The sequence below is a fragment of the Shewanella sp. MF05913 genome (assembly GCF_059758095.1).
The window spans coordinates 356,476-375,211 of the sequence record NZ_JCAYNT010000002.1 but is presented as its reverse complement, the minus strand read 5'-3'; the positions used below and the strand labels follow the sequence as shown (position 1 = coordinate 375,211).

Here is an 18,736-nt window from a genome sequence, read left to right as displayed (position 1 = left end):
TAAGAATAGCCGGTCTCATCAGAACCGGTTATTCTTTTTATCGTTCCAATAACAATAACAATAACAACGAATGTAAGGGAGTCATGATGTCTCAAATTAAAGTGGCCATTGCAGATGACCATCCACTATTTCGTGCTGCACTCACCCAGGCTGTGCAAAAAAGCGTCAACGATGCACACGTGTTAGAGGCGGAAAACTTTCAAGAGTTAATAGCCTTAGTGGAGCTACACCCCGATATTGAGCTTATTTTTATTGATTTACACATGCCGGGGAATGACGGGTTTACTGGCCTCACGTTATTACAAAATCACTTCCCTGACATTGCAGTCATCATGGTGTCATCTGACGATCAGCCAGAGATTATCCGTAAAGCGATCAATTTTGGCGCCAGTGCGTTTATTCCTAAATCGGCAAACTTAACCCAGATATCAACCGCAATAGACACAGTGCTAGAGGGGGACGTTTGGTTACCCGAGCACACCAATATCAGTGCTGATCAACACACCGCCGCTGAGCATCAACGTTTGGCAAAGCAATTAGCCCAACTCACGCCGCAGCAATACACAGTGCTGGCTAACATTGCTAATGGTCGGTTAAATAAGCAAATTGCGTATGACTTAAACATTAAAGAAACCACAGTAAAAAAACATGTCTCAGCGATTTTGCTCAAACTAGAAATCAATAATCGCACCCAAGCAGGATTAGTGTTCCAGCAATTAATGATTACCTCAACGGAAAACCAGCAGGTGGAGGCGCAAGCATAATTGATAAGACGCAATGAATGCGGGTTAGTACGAGTCAATGCTAAGCCTAAATGCCTCCCTGTGAGGCATTTTTTGTGGTTGTTTATGTCGTGGTGGTATTAATTACTCTGGCGTTAATTGTTTTATAATCCGCTTTAAGGCGATTGCCTTAAGCGGTTTGCGTACAAAACTAAACTGGGCACTGCTGGTGTGTTGTCTTACGGATTCCGACGGGTCGGCAGAGCAAATAACACAGGTGGGTTTGCTACTGTCATTAACGTGATTGGCCAGTAAGTATTCCACCAGGTCGACCCCATTTTTATCGTCCTCTAAATGATAGTCAGCAATAATGAGTTTGGGTGTAGGTTGAGTCATTAATTGTTGTATCGCACTAGGTTGGTCTTTAGCGGTAATCACCTGACATCCCCAGCCACTGAGCAAAGATGAGATGGCTTTAAGCATCAGGTCGTCATTGTCGATCACCAGCACGGTAATATTAGTGCTGTCACTGCTTATGTCATCTTCGGCAGTTTCAGTCACTTTAATTGGCTTTTTCTGCTGTAATACACGGGGTATTTCAACACTAAAACACGTGCCTTTACCCACTTCAGAATGCAGCGATATTGTGATATCCAACAACTTGGCAATTCGATCGCATATCGCCAAGCCTAGTCCTAACCCCGGAATTTCACGAGTGAGCTCTAAGCGTTCAAATTCACAAAAAATGGCTTGCTGTTTATCAAGCGGAATACCTGGACCATTGTCCCAAACTTGGATTAATAAAGCGTGCTCAAGCCGCCTAACGCCTAATAACACTTTTGGGACAAACTCGGTATTGCTAGTCTGCCCATTTGCTTTATTGTCAGGCGAAGAGGTTTTGGATGTTATATGCTGATTGCGTTTGCCCGAAGGGGAGTAATGAAACGCATTAGATAAAAAATTCTGAATAATACGGCGCAGCAGTCTTTTGTCGCTTTCTACAAAACAAGAAGATATTTGGTATTTAAAATCAATACCTTGTTGAACCGATAATGCTTTAAACTCATTGACTAAGGTCGACAGTAAGTCATCTATCGCAAATTGACTTTGCTCGGTTTTGAGCGACTTACTGTCTAAGCGTGATATTTCCACCAGGTCAGATAATAAGCTTTCAACAACGGTTAATGACTCTTCAATGTGGCTGGCTAAATCTTGCAACTCGGTCGATTTTACCCGTTGCTTTAGCATGTCGGTAAATAAGGTTAATGCATTAAAGGGCTGCATTAAGTCATGACTGGCCGCGGCTAGAAAGCGGGTTTTACTGCTGTTAGCAGCCTCGGCCTCAGCTTTAGCTTTTTCCAATTCTTGGGTGCGGCTTTCTACCCGTTTTTCGAGTGTTTCATTGGCCAATTGCAATGCTTTTTCAGCTTCAATGTGCGCGGTAATATCAGCAAATGTACTGACAAAGCCGCCACCAGGCATGGCTTGACCGCGGATCTCTAATACTTTGCCATTAAGCATGGTGCGCTGAAAATGATGTGGGCTGCCACCGCGCATATGCGCTAAACGTTTTTCCACCAACTCATGGGCTTCATCGCCGACAATAATTCCTCTGTCGATATTGAAGCGAATTAATTGTTCAATATGCAATCCGGCTTTGACAAAATCTTGCGGGTAATCGAGCAGTTCAATATAACGTTGATTCCAGGCCACTAAACGCATGTCGGCGTCGACAACACTAATGCCTTGTTCAATATTCTCCACCCCAGATTGCAGCAGCTCACGGTTAAACTCAAAAATTTGGTTAGCTTCGTCAACAATGCTTACTACATCTTCTAACGGCATTTGTTGGCTGCGTGATGCAGCGCTCATCACCATTCTGGTCGAGGCGGATCCGAGTACGCCAGATAATTTTAAACGAGTATAATCAATAAGTTGTTGTTGCTGATCTTTACCCGCACGTTTTTTAGATTCAGCAATTAGCGCATCTGCTTCATCTTTATTAATAAAACGGTTTAATAAACTGGCTAAGTCATCGACCGACAAGTGTCTCTCTGGCTGCACCGGTTTTCTATTAACAAATAAATCGGCTTGCAACACCTCGCCAACACTTTGCTCTTTAAGCAGTGAGATAATCACAAAGCAGCCAATGTTTGCCGCTAAACTGTAAAATACCCCATGGCTGATATTGTCTAGACTGGTTAAGCCAAATAAGGCTGTCGGGGTTAACCACGCAATATCAAACAAACCAAATTTAACCCAATGCGCTTCAGGAAATGTCACCGGCAACAGTAAGGTATACAGCCACACAATGCTGCCCATAATTAAGCCCACAAAAGCACCTTGAGTAGTGGCATTTCGCCAATACAAGGCACCAATTGCAGCGGGTGCAAATTGAGACAACAGCACAAATGAGAGTAAACCAATGCTGGCTAAGTGATTTTGCTGATCGATAAAGCGTTCAAATGCAAAGGCCGACAGTAAAATCACCGCGATAGAAACACGGCGTAAATTTAATAAAATACCTGATAATTGCGGGGTTTGTTGAGAGCTAAATTTGGGTAGCCGTAATAGTAATGGGGTTAAAATTTCAGTCGAAATCATGGTGCTTAATACAATTGCCGCCACAATCACCATGGCGGTTGCCGCCGCAAGTCCACCGACATAAACCAATATGCCGAGCCATGCTTGTTGATAAAACAGCGGTAATGTCAGTACATAGGTATCTGCGCCAACACTGCCGCCAGGAAAGCTAAGTTGTCCGGCTAATGCAATCGGCAATACAAAAATATTAATCAATAACAGATATAACGGCACCATCCAACGTGCAGATTTAAGCTCTTCATCATGATTGTTTTCAATCATCATCATGTGAAATTGTTGCGGTAACGCATAGATGGTAATCGCGCCCAAAATAACCTGCGACACCACAAGATAAGTCGAGTCTGATTGGCTGGTTTCTTGAATGTGTTGCCCTTGGCTGAGCAAATCACCAAAGCCATCGAATATAAAGAAAGTGGCAAATATCCCCACCGCCGTCAGAGCAAATAATTTAACGATAGAGCTAAACGCAATGGCTAACACTAAGCCGTGATTATGCTTACTGGCGGAGAGTTGGCGCGCGCCAAACAACACGCTAAAAATAATCAGCACAATGGTAACAACAAATGCGGTGCTAATGCCTGACTGAAACGTGCCCGTGAGTAAATCAAAACTGGTGCTAATGGCTCTTAACTGTAAGGCGATATAAGGAATGGTGCCCAGTAGCGACACAATGGCAACGCTGGCGGCAATTTTAGGCGAACGATCAAAGCGGCAGGCTATAAAGTCGGCAATAGAGGTGAGGTTTTGGCTTTTGATTATTTGTAGCGTGCGCATTAGCATCGGCCACGCAAGCACCAAGCAAATGATCGAACCAATATAAATGGGGGCAAGCCAGGCGCCCGTTGTAGCAGCTTGACCAACAGTGCCATAAAACGCCCATGATGTGCAGCAAACCCCTAGTGAGAGGCTATAGACCCAGGGTTTTTGGGCTAACGTTGTTATGGCGCGATTTTGCCCCCACTGTGCAACCACAAACAGCATGGCAAGATAAGCAATCGAAATTGAACTGATCAACCAAGTATCAATAGATAACCAAGCCTGCAAGTTATTCCCCTATTATTTTTATTGTTTATCCTTGCGAAACTACACTAGACGCCCTGTTTGATAAAGATTTTTAACAACGCGGTGCACTAAGGTAGTACTTATTTATCCATATCCATCAGATAACATGATTTAACTCCATTCGTGTCATTTAAGGTACCGATAACGCCTATGAAAATAACCCATAGATATCTGGTCGAAGGTTTAGTCTTTACGAGTTATGTGCTCTTTGCCATGGCTTGGGTTGGCGGTACTGCCAGTATGAACAACATCATGGCATCGATGCATATCGAGAGTTTAGCCTCTGCAAGCTTTATCAGTGGTGCCGTCACACTGGCTAAAATAGTCGGTACGTTTAGCGCTGCGTATGTCGCGGTAAAGTTTGGTATCAAGTACGCCTTTTTGTTAGCCGCGTTATTAATTGTTGTCGGCATAGTGACGCCACTAGCGACGAGTTATGAATTACTGCTGGTGAGCCGTTTTTTAATGGGCTTAGGCGGAGCCTTTATGATTGTGTACTTTAATCCTATTGTCATGCAGTGGTTTGTACCAGAAGACCGCCCGGTGGTTAATGGGTTAAATGCGGTGGCATTTAACGTCGGTACTGCAATTATTTTATGGGGCATGACCAGTATTAATTCACTTACGGGCAGCTGGCAAAATAGCTTAGTGTTGTTTTCAGCCGCGAGCTTGGTACTGGCAATGGTGTGGTTACTGGTTAAGTTTGACGCTCCCGTTTCGGCTAACCACGCAGCAGGATCTGAACCCACTGAATATGGTTATATGGACGGTCTAAAAGACAAATTTAATTGGCTCTACGCGTTTACTTATTCTGGGCTGCTGTCATTTTATATCTGCCTATTCACTTTTTATCCGCAAGCGGGCATTAGTCAAAGTAAGTGGGTGATTGGTTTTGGCATTATCGGCACCATTGCGGGGATGTTATACAGCCGAAAAAATCCAATGCGCCTACCTATTATTCGTTTAAGCGGGCTGATTATTTTTATCACAGTACTCGGGCTATCGTTTAGCTCGCAGCCTTGGTTACAAATCTTATGTGCGATGGTATTAGGCTTTTTTATCTTTTTCCCGATAACCGCATTAGTGTCTATTCCCCATGAATTACCACAGATGACAGGGCAAAAAATTACCGTGGTGTTTAGTCTGTTCTGGTCGATTAGTTACCTGGTATCAACCATTGTGCTATGGGTATTTGGCAAGTTAGTGGATATGAATAATGGCAGTTACACCAGTTCATTTTTGATGATTACCTTGCTTACCGGCACGGTATTTGTGGGCAGTTATTTTCTACCTGAAACGGGTAAACCAAAGGAGTCATGATAATGAGAGGCACAGTGTCTACTAAGTTGACTGATTTTTTGGCCCAGGCAAATAGTAACATTGCCCTGGCTAAGCAAAATAATATCCAATTTACACCGACAATATTGCGGGAAAACTTAAACAAACTAAGCGGGTTAATGAGTGACTCTCCAGCGGTGTCTTATATTGCAGATAAAACGTTGACGTTACCCGACCGTATTATTCCCGTCAGAATTTATAGTCCTGCGCCAGATAAACCTTTGCAAGTGTTAGTGCATTTTCATGGTGGTGGGCACATGTGTGGCAGCGTAGAGTTGTACGACCCTATCTGCCGTCATCTTGCCAGTATTGCTCAGTGTGTGGTGATTTCGGTTGAGTATCGCTTGGCACCAGAGCATCCTTATCCCGCAGGGATTGATGATTGCGAACAGGTACTTATACGTTACGCTGAGTTACTCGGTGATGTTAAGCATCAAGATTCTGTCACGATTATTGGTGACAGTGCCGGTGGTGCCATTTGCACCAGTTTAAGCATGAATAGCTTAACGGATAAACGGCTTAAAATAGACCAACAAATTTTGATATACCCCAGTGTCGATTACACATTAACAAGCCCATCATTAGACAGTAATGGCACAGGGTTCTTACTCGAAACGTCTCGGATTAAATGGTATTTCGAGCAGTATTTTCAATCAACCGATGCCGATATTATTAAAAAGGCTTCACCTTTATTTGGGCCGATATCGGCAGCATTACCTAAAACGCTGATCTTTACTGCAGGCTGCGATCCACTCCGGTATGAGGGCATAGCTTATGCCAATGCATTAACTGTTGCTGGAGTGGATGTCGAGCATCATTCGTTCGACGGTATGATCCACGCCTACATGTTATTGCACGATTTAGTGAAAGATGAATGCATGGTAACCTATCAACATATCGCTGAGTTTATGGCCAAGACTTAACCACTGCTTATTGTTTTAGGCATTAAAAAAGCCCTTATCGATATCAATAAGGGCTAACATTTAATACCTTTCTTCATAACTAAGTGATCATTGTTTCGTATTGGCGATGGGTTAATAAAATCAAAGTCGTGGCGCTTCGCCCACACCCGACCAAGAAGGGGAAAACTGCTTCCCCCTCTTGGATCTCCCCCGCAGCTCCGACAAAGTGTTTGATCCTCATAGCATAATAAAAATTGCCTACGACTCAGATGGTACATCCATGTACCCCCGAGTCTGGGTCATCATCCATGATGACCCTACGGCATTTTTATCATTCTATTTCGGACACTTCGAACGGAGAATCATTGAGCCTGCAGATTAATCTCAAGTTGAACTATTGTTTATTAGCGCAAAAAATTGTCAGAATCTTACGCTGTAATCAGACCAAATTTTTTAACAGAAAGTTATAATATAACGCTACCATTTTATAGAACAATAACCCCAAGCTTATTGCGCTGTCCAGGCACCATCCATTGGTAATGCTGCACCGGTTATGCCTTTTGCCGCGCCGCCACAAAGAAACAATACAAACTCGCCAATCTGTCTCGGCGCTAGCATTTCTGGTAACGGTTGCTTTGCGGTAACCAGTTGATATTTTGCCTCGTCATAACTCAGGTTTTTGTCGCTTGCGATGTTGTCAATTTGTTTGCCGATAAGCGGCGTATCAACCCAGCCTGGGCATATCGCATTGACCGTAATGCCTTGCTCTGCACACTCAATGGCGACCACTTTGGTTAAACCCACAATGCCGTGTTTTGCCGCGCAATATGCCACTTTATTTGCTGAGCCGACTAAACCATGTACTGAGGCAATATTAATAATTCGCCCCCATTGTTTATTGGTCATTGCGGGCACAACTTTTTGGATGGTATGAAATGCAGAAGATAAGTTAATCGCGATGATGTCGTTCCACTTTTCAATCGGAAAGTTGGCCACATCTTGAGTGTGCTGAATGCCAGCGTTATTGACTAAAATATCAATACTGCCTAATTGCTCCACGGCTGCATCCATAAACTCATGTATGCAGGCAGAGTCTCTTAAATCGGCATTGCTAAAATAGGTGTTTATTTGGTATTGGGTAGCAAACTCAGTGGCTAAAGTCTGCCCTTCATCTTGCGCCATCAAACCATGCAATACGATATGACAACCTTGTTCAGCCAGTACATGAGCGGTGGCTAAGCCTATACCGCTTGTTGAGCCGGTAATCAGTGCTACTTTCCCTTTTAGTCCCGTGTGTAACGTCGACATAGTATCGGTTCCTCAATCCAATTTAGTACTTTCAGGGTAAAGCAATTTAGGCACAATTTAATTGGCACCTTAGTACCATATGGCATCAGCAACTTGGCATGTACTTAGCCATAACCGTAACATCAATGAGCGCTACCAGTTAATCGACTCGCCTTGCCAGTCAAGGTAGCTAGCTTCACCATTTGGCTCAATGTTATCCATAATATGGTGCAACTGGCTGGCAACAAATTCAGGGGTAAAAAGCTTTCCTGCTGGTACGTTGGCTTGAAAAGGTTTTGATAATGGCGTGTCGGTGGTGCCGGGGTGAAACGCAATGAGTTTCACGCGTTTAAGGCGTCTAGCATATTCTACTGCCGTGGTTTTAATGAGCATGTTTAATGCCGCTTTTGAGGCGCGATAACCATACCAACCGCCGAGGCGATTATCTGAAATGCTGCCGACTCGAGCACTCAATATATTGATAACACATTTTTGCTCAGCGCTTACTTTATGACGAGGTTGCGACAACAATGGGGTGAGGGCGCTTAGCCATAACATCGGCACAATACTGTTGGCATAAAACAGCTGCTCTAACGAATGTGCATCAATATCTTCAATGCGTTTCTCGGGCATTAAGGCTGGTTCGTTTGTGCTGATGTGCTGGTTTTTACTGTGCAAAATGCCATTACACATCACTATGCTAGTCACTGTGCCTGCAATCGCCGCGATATCGCTAACACATTGTTCTATTGAGGCTTGTTGATAATCACAGCTAAAGTGCTGGTGGTTAATACGTCCCGTTAGTTCACTGTCAGTTAGTTCGCTGTCAGTTAGTTCAATGCCCATTAGTTCAGGCAATTTAATGCTGGCCTGACGGCTAACCGTGATGATTTGTAACGGCTCTGCGACAGGTAAGTTTGGCTGCTGTTGCTTTACGTGTTGATGACAAGCTTGTTCAATAAAGGCTTGGGCAATTAGCGATGACGCCCCAATTACAATAATGGTTTCAGTTGTCGTTGAATCGCTCATGCGCTTTGCCCTTATTTAATGTTACAACTGCCATTATCACAGCGTTTTTTGCCGGTCAGTAAATACGATATCCGGTAGCGATTACGTGCAAAGGCCAAATACGCGAGGTCTGCCACAGGTTTAATCACGGGCAGGCGCAGCAGTTTTATCCAACCGTGTTTACCTGTTAATCCCCATGCCTTAGCAGTCACGTCTAAGCCATACAGCCAACTGCCATCCGCTTGCAAACCATGCAATATGGTATTGGCTTGTTCTACATCTAAGTCAGGGAAACGCTGATTAATATCTGCCGCGTTAATGTCTTCAAGCCCGATGCAGTTTAAGCTGTCGTAGCGCTTTAATTGCTGCATTTCATTAAGACAAAGCGGGCAAGTGCCATCGTAAAATATTGTCAGTTCCATTATTCACCTCGTGTCGCTTTTATTGAGATTGTACGCACCAGATCCCAAGCTAGTTTACCTTTATTGTGATTAGCATTGATCATTTAGCGATCGGCGTGAGCATTTAAGATTTATGATCTTTTTATTTCACCCTGGCGTATAGATTAAAAACAATCCACTAGGGCTAAATAATGCCATTAAGCCAAGCTATTATTAACGTCACCAACTTACGTTTACGCACCTTTATTGGGTTTAACCAAGACGAACGCGAAAAACAGCAAGACGTGGTGATCAACATTGAGATCCATTATCCAGCGGATCGATCGTTCCAAACCGATGATGTCGCCGATGCCCTAAACTACAAGATAATCACTAAAAAAGTGATTCAGCATGTAGAAGAAGGCCGGTTCTTATTACTCGAAAAACTGGTGGCTGACGTGCTCGACATTTGTCGTGAACATCCAAGCGTAACCTTAGCACGAGTGACTATTGATAAGCCGCATGCATTACGTTTTGCCGACTCTGTTTCTTTGTCTTTAGAGTATCAAGCCTAACCTATTATTAAGGATGTTATTATGACCACCATTAATGACATAACTCGCGTCGAGTTGTCTGCAGAAGCATTAAAAGTACAACAAGCGTTAGTTGACCATGGCCTTGAAACGCCACTGATTCCAAGTGACCTGACTAGCGAGCAAAAGTATCAGCGTATTAAAGGCTTAATGACAGAAGTTGTGTCGACACTTGGCCTCGATTTAAGCGACGACAGTCTAGCTGAAACCCCGCATCGTATTGCTAAAATGTACGTCAACGAGATTTTCTCAGGCCTTGATTACGCTAACTTCCCTAAAATCACCCAAATTGACAATAAAATGGGTGTAGAAGAGATGGTTAAAATCAGCAATATCAGTGTGGTAAGTACCTGCGAGCATCATTTTATTACCATCGATGGCCTAGCCAAAGTGGCTTACATTCCTAAAGGCAACATTATTGGCTTATCTAAAATTAACCGAATTGTGCGCTTTTTTGCTCAACGCCCGCAGGTGCAAGAGCGTCTCACACAACAAATTTTAGTGGCACTGCAAACCTTGCTCGAAACCGACGATGTCGCAGTTAGCATTAACGCTACTCATTACTGTGTTAAATCTCGCGGCATTATGGACACGTCATCGAGCACCCAAACCACGGCGCTTGGCGGTTGCTTTAAAGCAAACCCAGCCAGTCGTGCTGAATTTTTAGCATAATTTTATACGGTCTACTTCCATTTATTTAATGGCTTCAACCTCCCCCGAGTTGAGGCCATTTTTTTTAGGCTGCAAACCTTGTATTAAAAGTTTAATCCTTAACGTTTATTATAAATGCTTATCATAAGCACCTAATTTGCTTATGATAAGTTTTAGGGTAAGTCATTAACCAAACATAAAGAGAGCATTATGGAACGCACAATACTGATCACCGGCGTAGGTAAGCGCATTGGTTATGCACTAGCTAAGTATTATTTGGCTCAGGGTCATCATGTTATTGGTACTTATCGTACTCATTACGACAGTATTGAGCAGTTAGGTAAACTTGGAGCCAGTTTGCATTCGTGCGACTTAACTGAGCCTGCAGCTATTGATGAGCTTATTGCTCACATCAATAAGCATCATGATCGCCTCGACACTATTATCCATAATGCTTCAGACTGGTTGCCAGACAACAGCGGCTTAAGCCCGAGTGACACGATGGCCAGAATGATGCAAATTCATGTGTCTGCGCCGTATCAAATCAACCTTGCATTAGCGCCATTGTTGGTTGCTGCCGCTAAAACCAATGACGACAGTATCGGTGCCAGCAACATTATTCATATCACCGACTATGTCGCCGAAAAGGGCAGTAAAAAGCACATTGCTTACGCGGCCAGTAAAGCGGCATTGCATAATATGACCTTGTCATTTGCCAGCTTGCTTGCGCCACACGTTAAAGTGAACTCGATTGCCCCTGCGATGATTCTATTTAATGAGCACGACGATGATGCTTATAAAGTCAAAGCATTAGCGAAAGCGATATTGCCAAGGGAGGCCGGTAATAATGAAATTATTAGCCTTATCGATTATCTACAAAGCAGCCATTATGTGACGGGTCGCAGTTATGCTGTAGATGGTGGTAGGCATTTAAAGTAGGCATGTAAAATAAGCGTTTAATTATAGCGCTTAGTCATTGCATATAAAGCGACACAAAGTGTGCCGCTATATGGCTATCATCATTTCGCGGTATTTTGTTATAGACTTCTAGATGGCTAATTGGTAGTGTGGATATTAATCAATATCACCACAGTCAATTATCTCAAGGAAGTCGCTATGTCTGCAGAAAACATGAAACTGGAATCACTGGCATTACATTATGGCTACGAGTCAGAAGCTACGACTAAAGCTGCGGCAGTGCCGATTTACCAAACCACCTCGTACACCTTTGATGATACCCAGCATGGCGCAGACCTATTCGACCTCAAAGTCGCAGGTAATATTTATACCCGCATCATGAACCCAACCACCAGTGTGTTAGAGCAACGCTTAGCGGCTATCGAAGGCGGTATTGGCGCGCTTGCAGTGGCATCTGGCATGGCGGCGATTACCTATGCGATTCAAGCGCTCACTCAAGTGGGCGACAACATTGTTAGCACAAGCCAACTGTATGGCGGCACCTATAACTTATTTGCTCATACGCTGCCGCGCCAAGGCGTTGAAGTGCGCATGGCAGCGTTTGATGACTTTGACGGTCTAGATGCATTAATTGACGATAAAACCAAAGCATTATTTTGTGAATCAATTGGTAACCCTGCCGGTAATATCGTCGACTTACAGCGTTTGGCCGATATTGCCCATAAACATGGGGTGCCATTAATTGTTGATAACACTGTCGCGACGCCAGTATTGTGCCGCGCGTTTGATCACGGCGCCGACATTGTTATCCATTCACTGACCAAATACATTGGCGGTCACGGCACCACTATTGGTGGGGTGATTATTGACTCAGGTAAGTTTGACTGGTTGGCCAACAAAAAACGCTTTGCGATACTTAATGAGCCCGATCCGTCTTATCACGGCGTGGTTTACACCGACGCCTTTGGCCCCGCTGCCTACATTGGCCGTTGCCGCGTAGTGCCATTACGTAATACTGGCGCAGCCTTGTCGCCACACAGTTCATTTTTGCTGTTGCAAGGGCTCGAAACCCTTAGTCTACGCATGGAACGTCATTGCAGTAATGCACTCGCGCTGGCTGAATTTTTACAAAAACACCCAAGTATTAGCTGGGTCAATTATGCTGCACTACCCAATAGCCCGCACCATGCAACCTGTCAAAAAATCACCGGCGGTAAAGCCTCAGGTATCATCAGTTTTGGCATTAAAGCCGCCAACGCAGAAGCGGGTAAAGTGGCTGGTGGTAAGTTTATTGATGCGCTGCAAATGGTGTTACGTTTAGTCAACATTGGTGATGCTAAATCGCTCGCTTGTCACCCTGCTAGTACCACTCATCGCCAGCTCAGCGGTGCAGAGCTAGCCAAAGCTGGTGTATCAGAAGACTTAGTGCGTATTTCAGTGGGTATTGAGCATATCGACGACATCATTGCTGATGTTAGCCAGGCACTTGATAAGGCGATTGTATAAGCTCACTTTTAGTCTAATCATTTAACTAAAAAGCCCCATCAATAACATGTATTGATGGGGCTTTTTCTATTCTGATATGTTTAATTTCTACCTTCTAAAAGTCTAGTTGGTATGTAAGAGGAATCTGCAGTATCAACGTGTCTCCGTCAAAGTGTCCGAAATAGCGTGATGAAAATGCCGTAGTGACATCATGGCCTTTCTCACACATCCATGTGTTTCAAGGCATTTAGGCTCCTGCCTTGCAGAAATGTAACAGGCTCGGGGGTACATGGTCGTTTTTTGACATCCATGTCACCACGACATTCGTGAATCCCTTCACATCAGATGTACCATCTGAGTCGTTAGGTGATTTTTATTATGCTATAAGGATTAACACTTTGCCGGAGCTGCCGGGGAGATCCAAGAGGGGGAAGCAGTTTTCCCCTTCTTGGTCTGGTGTGGGCGAAGCGCCACGACCTTAATAGTATTAAGCTATTTTAAATAGCCAATCGTCTCGTTGGGGTAATAATCACTGGCAATGGCATATCCCAAAAGTCGGTTGGTACCTGGCTCACTTCCTGGCAATCGTGGGCAAAACCAACGGCTAAGGGGTTGTTGTTAACAACTTGAGCTAAGGTGCGATCGTAATAACCGCCGCCCATGCCCATACGATTACCGTGTTCATCAAATGCCACTAACGGCGTGATGATCATATCGAGTTGATTAACAGTGATCACATGCTGCACATTGAGTTTAGGTTCGCTAATACCGTATTGGTTTTTAACCATCACCGAGTCACGATCGTAACGTACAAATAACAAGTGACCTTTGCAAAATGGATGGATAAGCGGCAAGTAAACATTGATGTTTAAATCCCACAAGGCATCAATCAATTTTTGTGTGGCTAATTCGCCGTCATGGGTTAAATACACGGCCACATACTGTGCCGATTGGGCCTGAATTTCTGCCAGCATATGGCGGCTGGCAATTAAGGCTAATTGGCTTTGCTCTTCAGTGGATAAACTGTTGCGCTCTTGCCTAACATGGCGGCGAATATTGTCGCGGCTCATGTCTGTGCTATCAAACAAAGGCTCTTGAAACTCAGATGGGGTGGCAAAATAGCTAATGCGTGCCGAAGAGGTAGACGTAACAGGACGGTTGTCGTTGTTCGTCATAAAACGCGTGATACTCATATATTAGGAGTACTCCATCACTGACAAATTAAAAAACACCAAAACACAGAATGAAAGTAGGTTAGCGCTTTATGAGTCGATATGAAAGCACTGGTTAATCATCTGCTCATGTTGCAGCTGATTAACCTCGACTAACCTAAATGCTTAATCCTATTTGTCCATATTCATGGATTTTAGTAATACAGGGCTATCATAATCTGCCACCATGGTTTTTGCTTTTAACCAAAAACGTCTTCGCGTTAAGAAGTAAGTAAAGCTGATAGATAATATGCCCCATTCAAGTACATTGTTTTTCATAAAATCTATGCCAGATGCCAATAACGTTGTTACGTCACCAACATAGTGCGCATGATCTGCAATAAAACCATAGGTAGGATTTATGGCATAAAGTCCAAATTGAATTGCGCAGAAAATACCAAACCCAACCAGTAAGCCTAACAACTTGCTATACCATCTCTGTGGCCTTTTAATGCCAATAATAAGTAAATAGACACCCACTAATATTGAACCTGTAACAAGCGTGCTACCGATAGCTGGTGATAGTTCAAGTAGCTCTAACGTATTGTAATAACATGTAAAGCCAATATGTGGCAATAATAGTGTGATGCTTATCGCTAACAACCATATTTTAGTTTTGCTGATACTTTTCCAATACCACTTTTTCACACTCTTATAGCTTAACCACAGGAGCCCAAAAACAAACACATAGTTCATATAAGCGGGGAGCCCAAATAAATCAAATCTCATCCTCAGCAACGCCATTATCCATTCAGGCACTTGTGACACGCTCATGCGATGACTTGTTTCTGCGGCAAATGAAGGAAATAACAGCGCGATTAACATTCCTAACGTAAAGAACAAATAAGTGTACTTTATTAAGCTTAAAAACATGTTGGGCGCAATACCCTTAACACTCTGCTTTTTTAACTTAGTGACTAAGTGTTGATAGTTAGAGATAACAGCATCGTTAATCTCTTTTGAAACCCAATTTTCTGTTAGTAACGCAATTTGAGTCTGGGTGGTGTGCGCTTCAATAATGTCCTTTATCGCGGGTGTTGCTAATACTTCTTTGTCGGTTTCTTTGTCATTTCCGGTCATTTTTTGCGCTGCAAACCATACAGCAGGATCGTAAACTCCACCGGCATTGTGTGTTGTGTCTTTTTTACCCGCAAAACACATTGTTGTATCGACTTTATCTATCGTAGCGGTAAATTGTAACGTCGGCAGTTTAGCGGTAAAAGCATAAATAAAAGTACAACCATCAAGGGCGCCTTCAACGTCAACTTCAGCTATCTCGGTCAAATGATAAACTAAGTCTAAACCATTATTTTTAACGAATTCAGAAGTCCATTCGTGATAGTCGTTACTGTTATAAGCCCATTTAGTGCTGCGTTTAGCATCACCATCAATGGTGTAACTGTAATAGAGATATCCACCACCATTACAAGTATTGCAGGTTACTGAACCTGATCCGTTGCAGGTATAACAGGTTTTTTTGCCACTTCCCCAGCAAGATGAGCATGATTCAGTTGTGTAAACCGTGCGATTATTATAACTGTCGAAACGTGACACACTAATGCGGCCGCTGCCACTACAACCGGTACAAGAATTCTTGCCTGAGCCATTACAATTATAACAGCTTTGTGACCCAGAGCCGCTGCAGTTGTAACACACTTTGCTGCCTACATAGGTTTCTGGTGCAGATTTTAAGTCTCTATTTCTGATCAAAAAATTGCTAGAAATATCAGGCCCAAGAATATTTATAAAACGGTCATTAAATAACGAGTTTTGTCCGCTAACATACTCTTTTGCTTTGTCGTGGGCGTAATCCCTCGCATTTGATGCACTACCAGATTGGATGCCATTAGGACAATAAGATCCATGTTCGTGCTGACTTACCCCAATTTCGATCGTCCACCCAAAAGTAAACTTAAGCTGAGGTTGTTTTGTTTGTTCGTTACTTAATATTACGGGGACATCAACACCAGTGAGGTCTTTACCGTTATTACGGATAAATCGTTGGAATTGTTCTAATTTACTCACGTAATACTTCCTATAATCAATGCGTGATACATTTTGCTATTTATTGTTATTAAGCTATTTATTGTTATTGAGCTAAAAGCTGTTTATTCAAAATTGATGTCAAAACTCGTTTCATCGGCCTTCAAATAAACCCACTTTCTCATTGGCTCTTGTCCTGGCGCAGAGACTTTAATGTCGTAACTGCCTGCACGTAACATCATGCCTGCTTGATACTTGGGTTTTATGTTCATCACTGAAACCTTGGCTTTGGCAATATTGCTGTTAATGGTCAGTGGCAATAAGGCTGAGTTTTTAGGTGATGATGTAACGGTTTTCGTTGAATCATGTGTGGGCATTACTGCTAAATCAAAGCGATCAATCGATTCACTGATGGCATTAAATCCTTCAGTAATAAACAAGCGTTGATCAATAGATGAACCGATAGGCTGCACCATAGGTAGGGTCACTAATAACCATTTAAGTGTATATGACACTGTGGCGGAATCATTCTTTTCCATTTGATCAAAAAAGTAATGCATTGATGAGCCAGGCATAGTGTATTGGTTACCGCCCATTGATAACGGAACCACAAATATTGACGCGAGTAATACCGTTGATATCACCGGCTTTATCAGGCGATTAGGCTTAACTTCAGGCGTCAAGGACGCCCGTTTAGCTTGTACTAGTTCGACTGCTTTCATCGGGAGTTTTAATACGGTAAGTAACACTAATGCTAAGCTAATCGCCATAGAAATAGGCGGAATAATGGTTGAACGTAATGCCGATTTACCCGTTGATTCAAATGCACCGCCATCGGCAAATTCAACTTGTTGAGCTTCGAGTACATTCAGATACTCAGTGGTTTTACGTTTGATATTAGGTTCAATAATGTGTTGTTTAAATTCGCGATTATTCCAATCCGCCAGTGTTGGGTTTACATACAGCTCTTTCATTTCTCGTTGAATACGCTGTTGGATCATGCCTTGTTGCTGAAATGCTTGCCAACTCAAATTAGGCGGCATGTCGCTACCCTTGGCTTTCATTTTGGTTCGCCACTCGGCATCGGCTTGCTGACGCACTTTTTTAGCGACAGCAATATCAAAACTATTGCGATCAGTGATTGACCAAGAAGGGGATAACGTTAAGCCTTTTTGCTTTAGCTTCTTATTGACTTTGATGCTAGTCAGCTCATGTACTCTAAACTCATGGATTGAGTTAATTCCTAATGGGTAACCTCCTGATTCTTTACTAAAATCAGGGGCCATTTTTACCATCAGCACACGTTTATAGTGTTTTACATCGTTGGTATATACCATTCGATGATCTTTAAAGCCTGCATCACCGCCTGTTACTGCATCTGCTGCTTGCATTGCCGTGAATAGACCTAAAGTCATGATGCCCGAAATAATAGAATTACCGACATTTTCTGACGTTGAAATCTCTTCGCGAATGAGCCAATCATTAGGCGGAATATAAGGAATGCCGTATTTGGCTATTTCTTTGTCATAACCTTTTTGCAGTCGCTCAAAGCAGCTATCTTTACTACTGCCGCTTTTCTTTTCAGCACATTTATTACGACGTTCAAAATAGTCATACAGTTTAGGCGCAATTTTTTGTGCACGAGATTCTACTCTTGCTTCATACGCCTTGGTGCCTTTTTGATATTGTTCCCAACCTTGCTTAACTTGATTTTGGGTATCTAACCAGTACGAATCAGACCGAGTTTGTACACTGCCTAGTGCTTGATTATATTGATTCGATCCCGTGGCGTACTCGGTATATTTATTGCGAAGTGTTTGGCGGAAATCATCATAGTGACGATAGTGTTCATCAAAACGAGACATTGCCCGATCGCGGACAAATTTTTCCATTATCAGACTTTTTTTGTTTTTTAAATCGGCCACTAATTTATCGTCAGCGTAAACCAACCCACCAAATACTGAGAGAAAGGTTTTTTCGGTCGCATTGTGTTCTTTATTGGGATCGTACTCTATGCCTTCGAATTTGATTGAGTTTTCAATTAATGCACTGCGAAGTAACTGTGACAAGTAAGCTTGTTGACGTTCAGCAGGCGTTGATGCATCAATAATAAAATGATCGACTAACCATTTTTGTCCAAAAAATACCGTTGGCCACACAATGGCCGCAATTAAGGTGAAGTAACCTAAGGCGCGCGACACTTTAGCGACTCGTTTACCTTTTAATAATAAATCTGCTAACAGTAACGTCACACCAATACCGCTGATGGTTCGGCCAAAAAGCTCAACCAAGCGTAAGTCTTCCATACTGGAGTTTCGTCCTCCAGCAACATCGGTTAATGCTGCATTAAATACTGCTTCCGGGAACAAATACATTACGGAACAAACGAACATCAGCAGCATCCACCAGAAGGGTTGGCCCGTTTTACTAATCTGGGCTTCAACGGCTTGTTGCTTTTCTACTTTTTTGGCGGTTGATTGCTGACTTTTTTGTACTTTTTCCAGCTGTTTTACCGCGGATTCCATTTTCTTTTGTGTCGGGGCGCTGTTCAGCAAGTTTGTTGCAAATGGGCTTTTGTTATCTTCAGTCATA

The 18,736-nt window shown here is 43.0% G+C and carries 14 protein-coding genes; 7 read left to right on the top strand and 7 right to left on the bottom strand.

What is annotated here, in order from left to right; genetic code table 11:
• The first annotated feature begins 86 nt into the window (after positions 1–86).
• A complete protein-coding gene (locus AC19MV_RS05035; RefSeq protein ID WP_432399895.1) occupies positions 87–764 on the top strand; it encodes a response regulator transcription factor in 678 nt (225 codons plus the stop codon).
• 102 nt (positions 765–866) lie between these two features.
• Here AC19MV_RS05035 and AC19MV_RS05030 read toward each other — a convergent pair whose 3' ends face one another.
• Complete coding sequence (locus tag AC19MV_RS05030; RefSeq protein WP_498306109.1) at positions 867–4,370, bottom strand: hybrid sensor histidine kinase/response regulator; 3,504 nt, start codon at positions 4,368–4,370, stop codon at positions 867–869.
• A 168-nt stretch (positions 4,371–4,538) separates the two neighbouring features.
• Between AC19MV_RS05030 and AC19MV_RS05025 the strand changes: the two genes are divergently transcribed.
• Positions 4,539–5,708, top strand: coding sequence for an MFS transporter (locus AC19MV_RS05025; protein WP_498306107.1), 1,170 nt, complete (start codon positions 4,539–4,541; stop codon positions 5,706–5,708).
• Between the two features lie 2 nt (positions 5,709–5,710).
• The gene (locus AC19MV_RS05020) at positions 5,711–6,649 is read left to right on the top strand and encodes an alpha/beta hydrolase (RefSeq protein WP_498306105.1); all 939 of its coding nucleotides are present in this window, start codon (positions 5,711–5,713) and stop codon (positions 6,647–6,649) included.
• A 486-nt stretch (positions 6,650–7,135) separates the two neighbouring features.
• Here the strand turns inward: AC19MV_RS05020 and AC19MV_RS05015 are convergent, their stop codons facing one another.
• From AC19MV_RS05015 to AC19MV_RS05005, 3 genes are all read right to left on the bottom strand, one after another.
• Positions 7,136–7,936, bottom strand: coding sequence for a 3-hydroxybutyrate dehydrogenase (locus tag AC19MV_RS05015; protein WP_498306103.1), 801 nt, complete (start codon positions 7,934–7,936; stop codon positions 7,136–7,138).
• Between the two features lie 132 nt (positions 7,937–8,068).
• On the bottom strand, positions 8,069–8,944 hold the full coding sequence (locus AC19MV_RS05010) for an SDR family NAD(P)-dependent oxidoreductase (RefSeq protein WP_498306101.1): 876 nt from the start codon (positions 8,942–8,944) through the stop codon (positions 8,069–8,071).
• A gap of 11 nt (positions 8,945–8,955) precedes the next feature.
• Positions 8,956–9,345 (bottom strand): thiol-disulfide oxidoreductase DCC family protein, encoded by a 390-nt coding sequence (locus AC19MV_RS05005; protein WP_432399886.1) that lies wholly within the window; start codon positions 9,343–9,345, stop codon positions 8,956–8,958.
• Positions 9,346–9,515: 170 nt separating this feature from the next.
• On the opposite strand from AC19MV_RS05005, the gene folX reads away from it, so the two are divergent.
• The 4 genes from folX (at position 9,516) to AC19MV_RS04985 (ending at position 12,971) form a co-directional block, all read left to right on the top strand.
• Positions 9,516–9,878, top strand: coding sequence for a dihydroneopterin triphosphate 2'-epimerase (gene folX, locus AC19MV_RS05000; RefSeq protein WP_160052566.1), 363 nt, complete (start codon positions 9,516–9,518; stop codon positions 9,876–9,878).
• 21 nt (positions 9,879–9,899) lie between these two features.
• Complete coding sequence (gene folE, locus AC19MV_RS04995; RefSeq protein WP_432399885.1) at positions 9,900–10,568, top strand: GTP cyclohydrolase I FolE; 669 nt, start codon at positions 9,900–9,902, stop codon at positions 10,566–10,568.
• 189 nt (positions 10,569–10,757) lie between these two features.
• Positions 10,758–11,486: a dihydromonapterin reductase gene (gene folM / locus AC19MV_RS04990; RefSeq protein ID WP_498306099.1), complete on the top strand. Its 729-nt coding sequence runs from the start codon at positions 10,758–10,760 to the stop codon at positions 11,484–11,486.
• Positions 11,487–11,678: 192 nt separating this feature from the next.
• Positions 11,679–12,971 carry an O-acetylhomoserine aminocarboxypropyltransferase/cysteine synthase family protein gene (locus AC19MV_RS04985; RefSeq protein WP_498306269.1) on the top strand — a complete coding sequence of 431 codons (1,293 nt, stop codon included), beginning with the start codon at positions 11,679–11,681 and terminating at the stop codon, positions 12,969–12,971.
• A gap of 476 nt (positions 12,972–13,447) precedes the next feature.
• Here the strand turns inward: AC19MV_RS04985 and AC19MV_RS04980 are convergent, their stop codons facing one another.
• The 3 genes from AC19MV_RS04980 to AC19MV_RS04970 form a co-directional block, all read right to left on the bottom strand.
• Positions 13,448–14,143 (bottom strand): 5-formyltetrahydrofolate cyclo-ligase, encoded by a 696-nt coding sequence (locus AC19MV_RS04980; RefSeq protein WP_498306097.1) that lies wholly within the window; start codon positions 14,141–14,143, stop codon positions 13,448–13,450.
• A gap of 150 nt (positions 14,144–14,293) precedes the next feature.
• Complete coding sequence (locus tag AC19MV_RS04975) at positions 14,294–16,186, bottom strand: hypothetical protein (RefSeq protein WP_498306095.1); 1,893 nt, start codon at positions 16,184–16,186, stop codon at positions 14,294–14,296.
• Positions 16,187–16,269: 83 nt separating this feature from the next.
• Positions 16,270–18,735 carry a peptidase associated/transthyretin-like domain-containing protein gene (locus AC19MV_RS04970; RefSeq protein ID WP_498306093.1) on the bottom strand — a complete coding sequence of 822 codons (2,466 nt, stop codon included), beginning with the start codon at positions 18,733–18,735 and terminating at the stop codon, positions 16,270–16,272.
• Position 18,736: the final 1 nt, after the last annotated feature.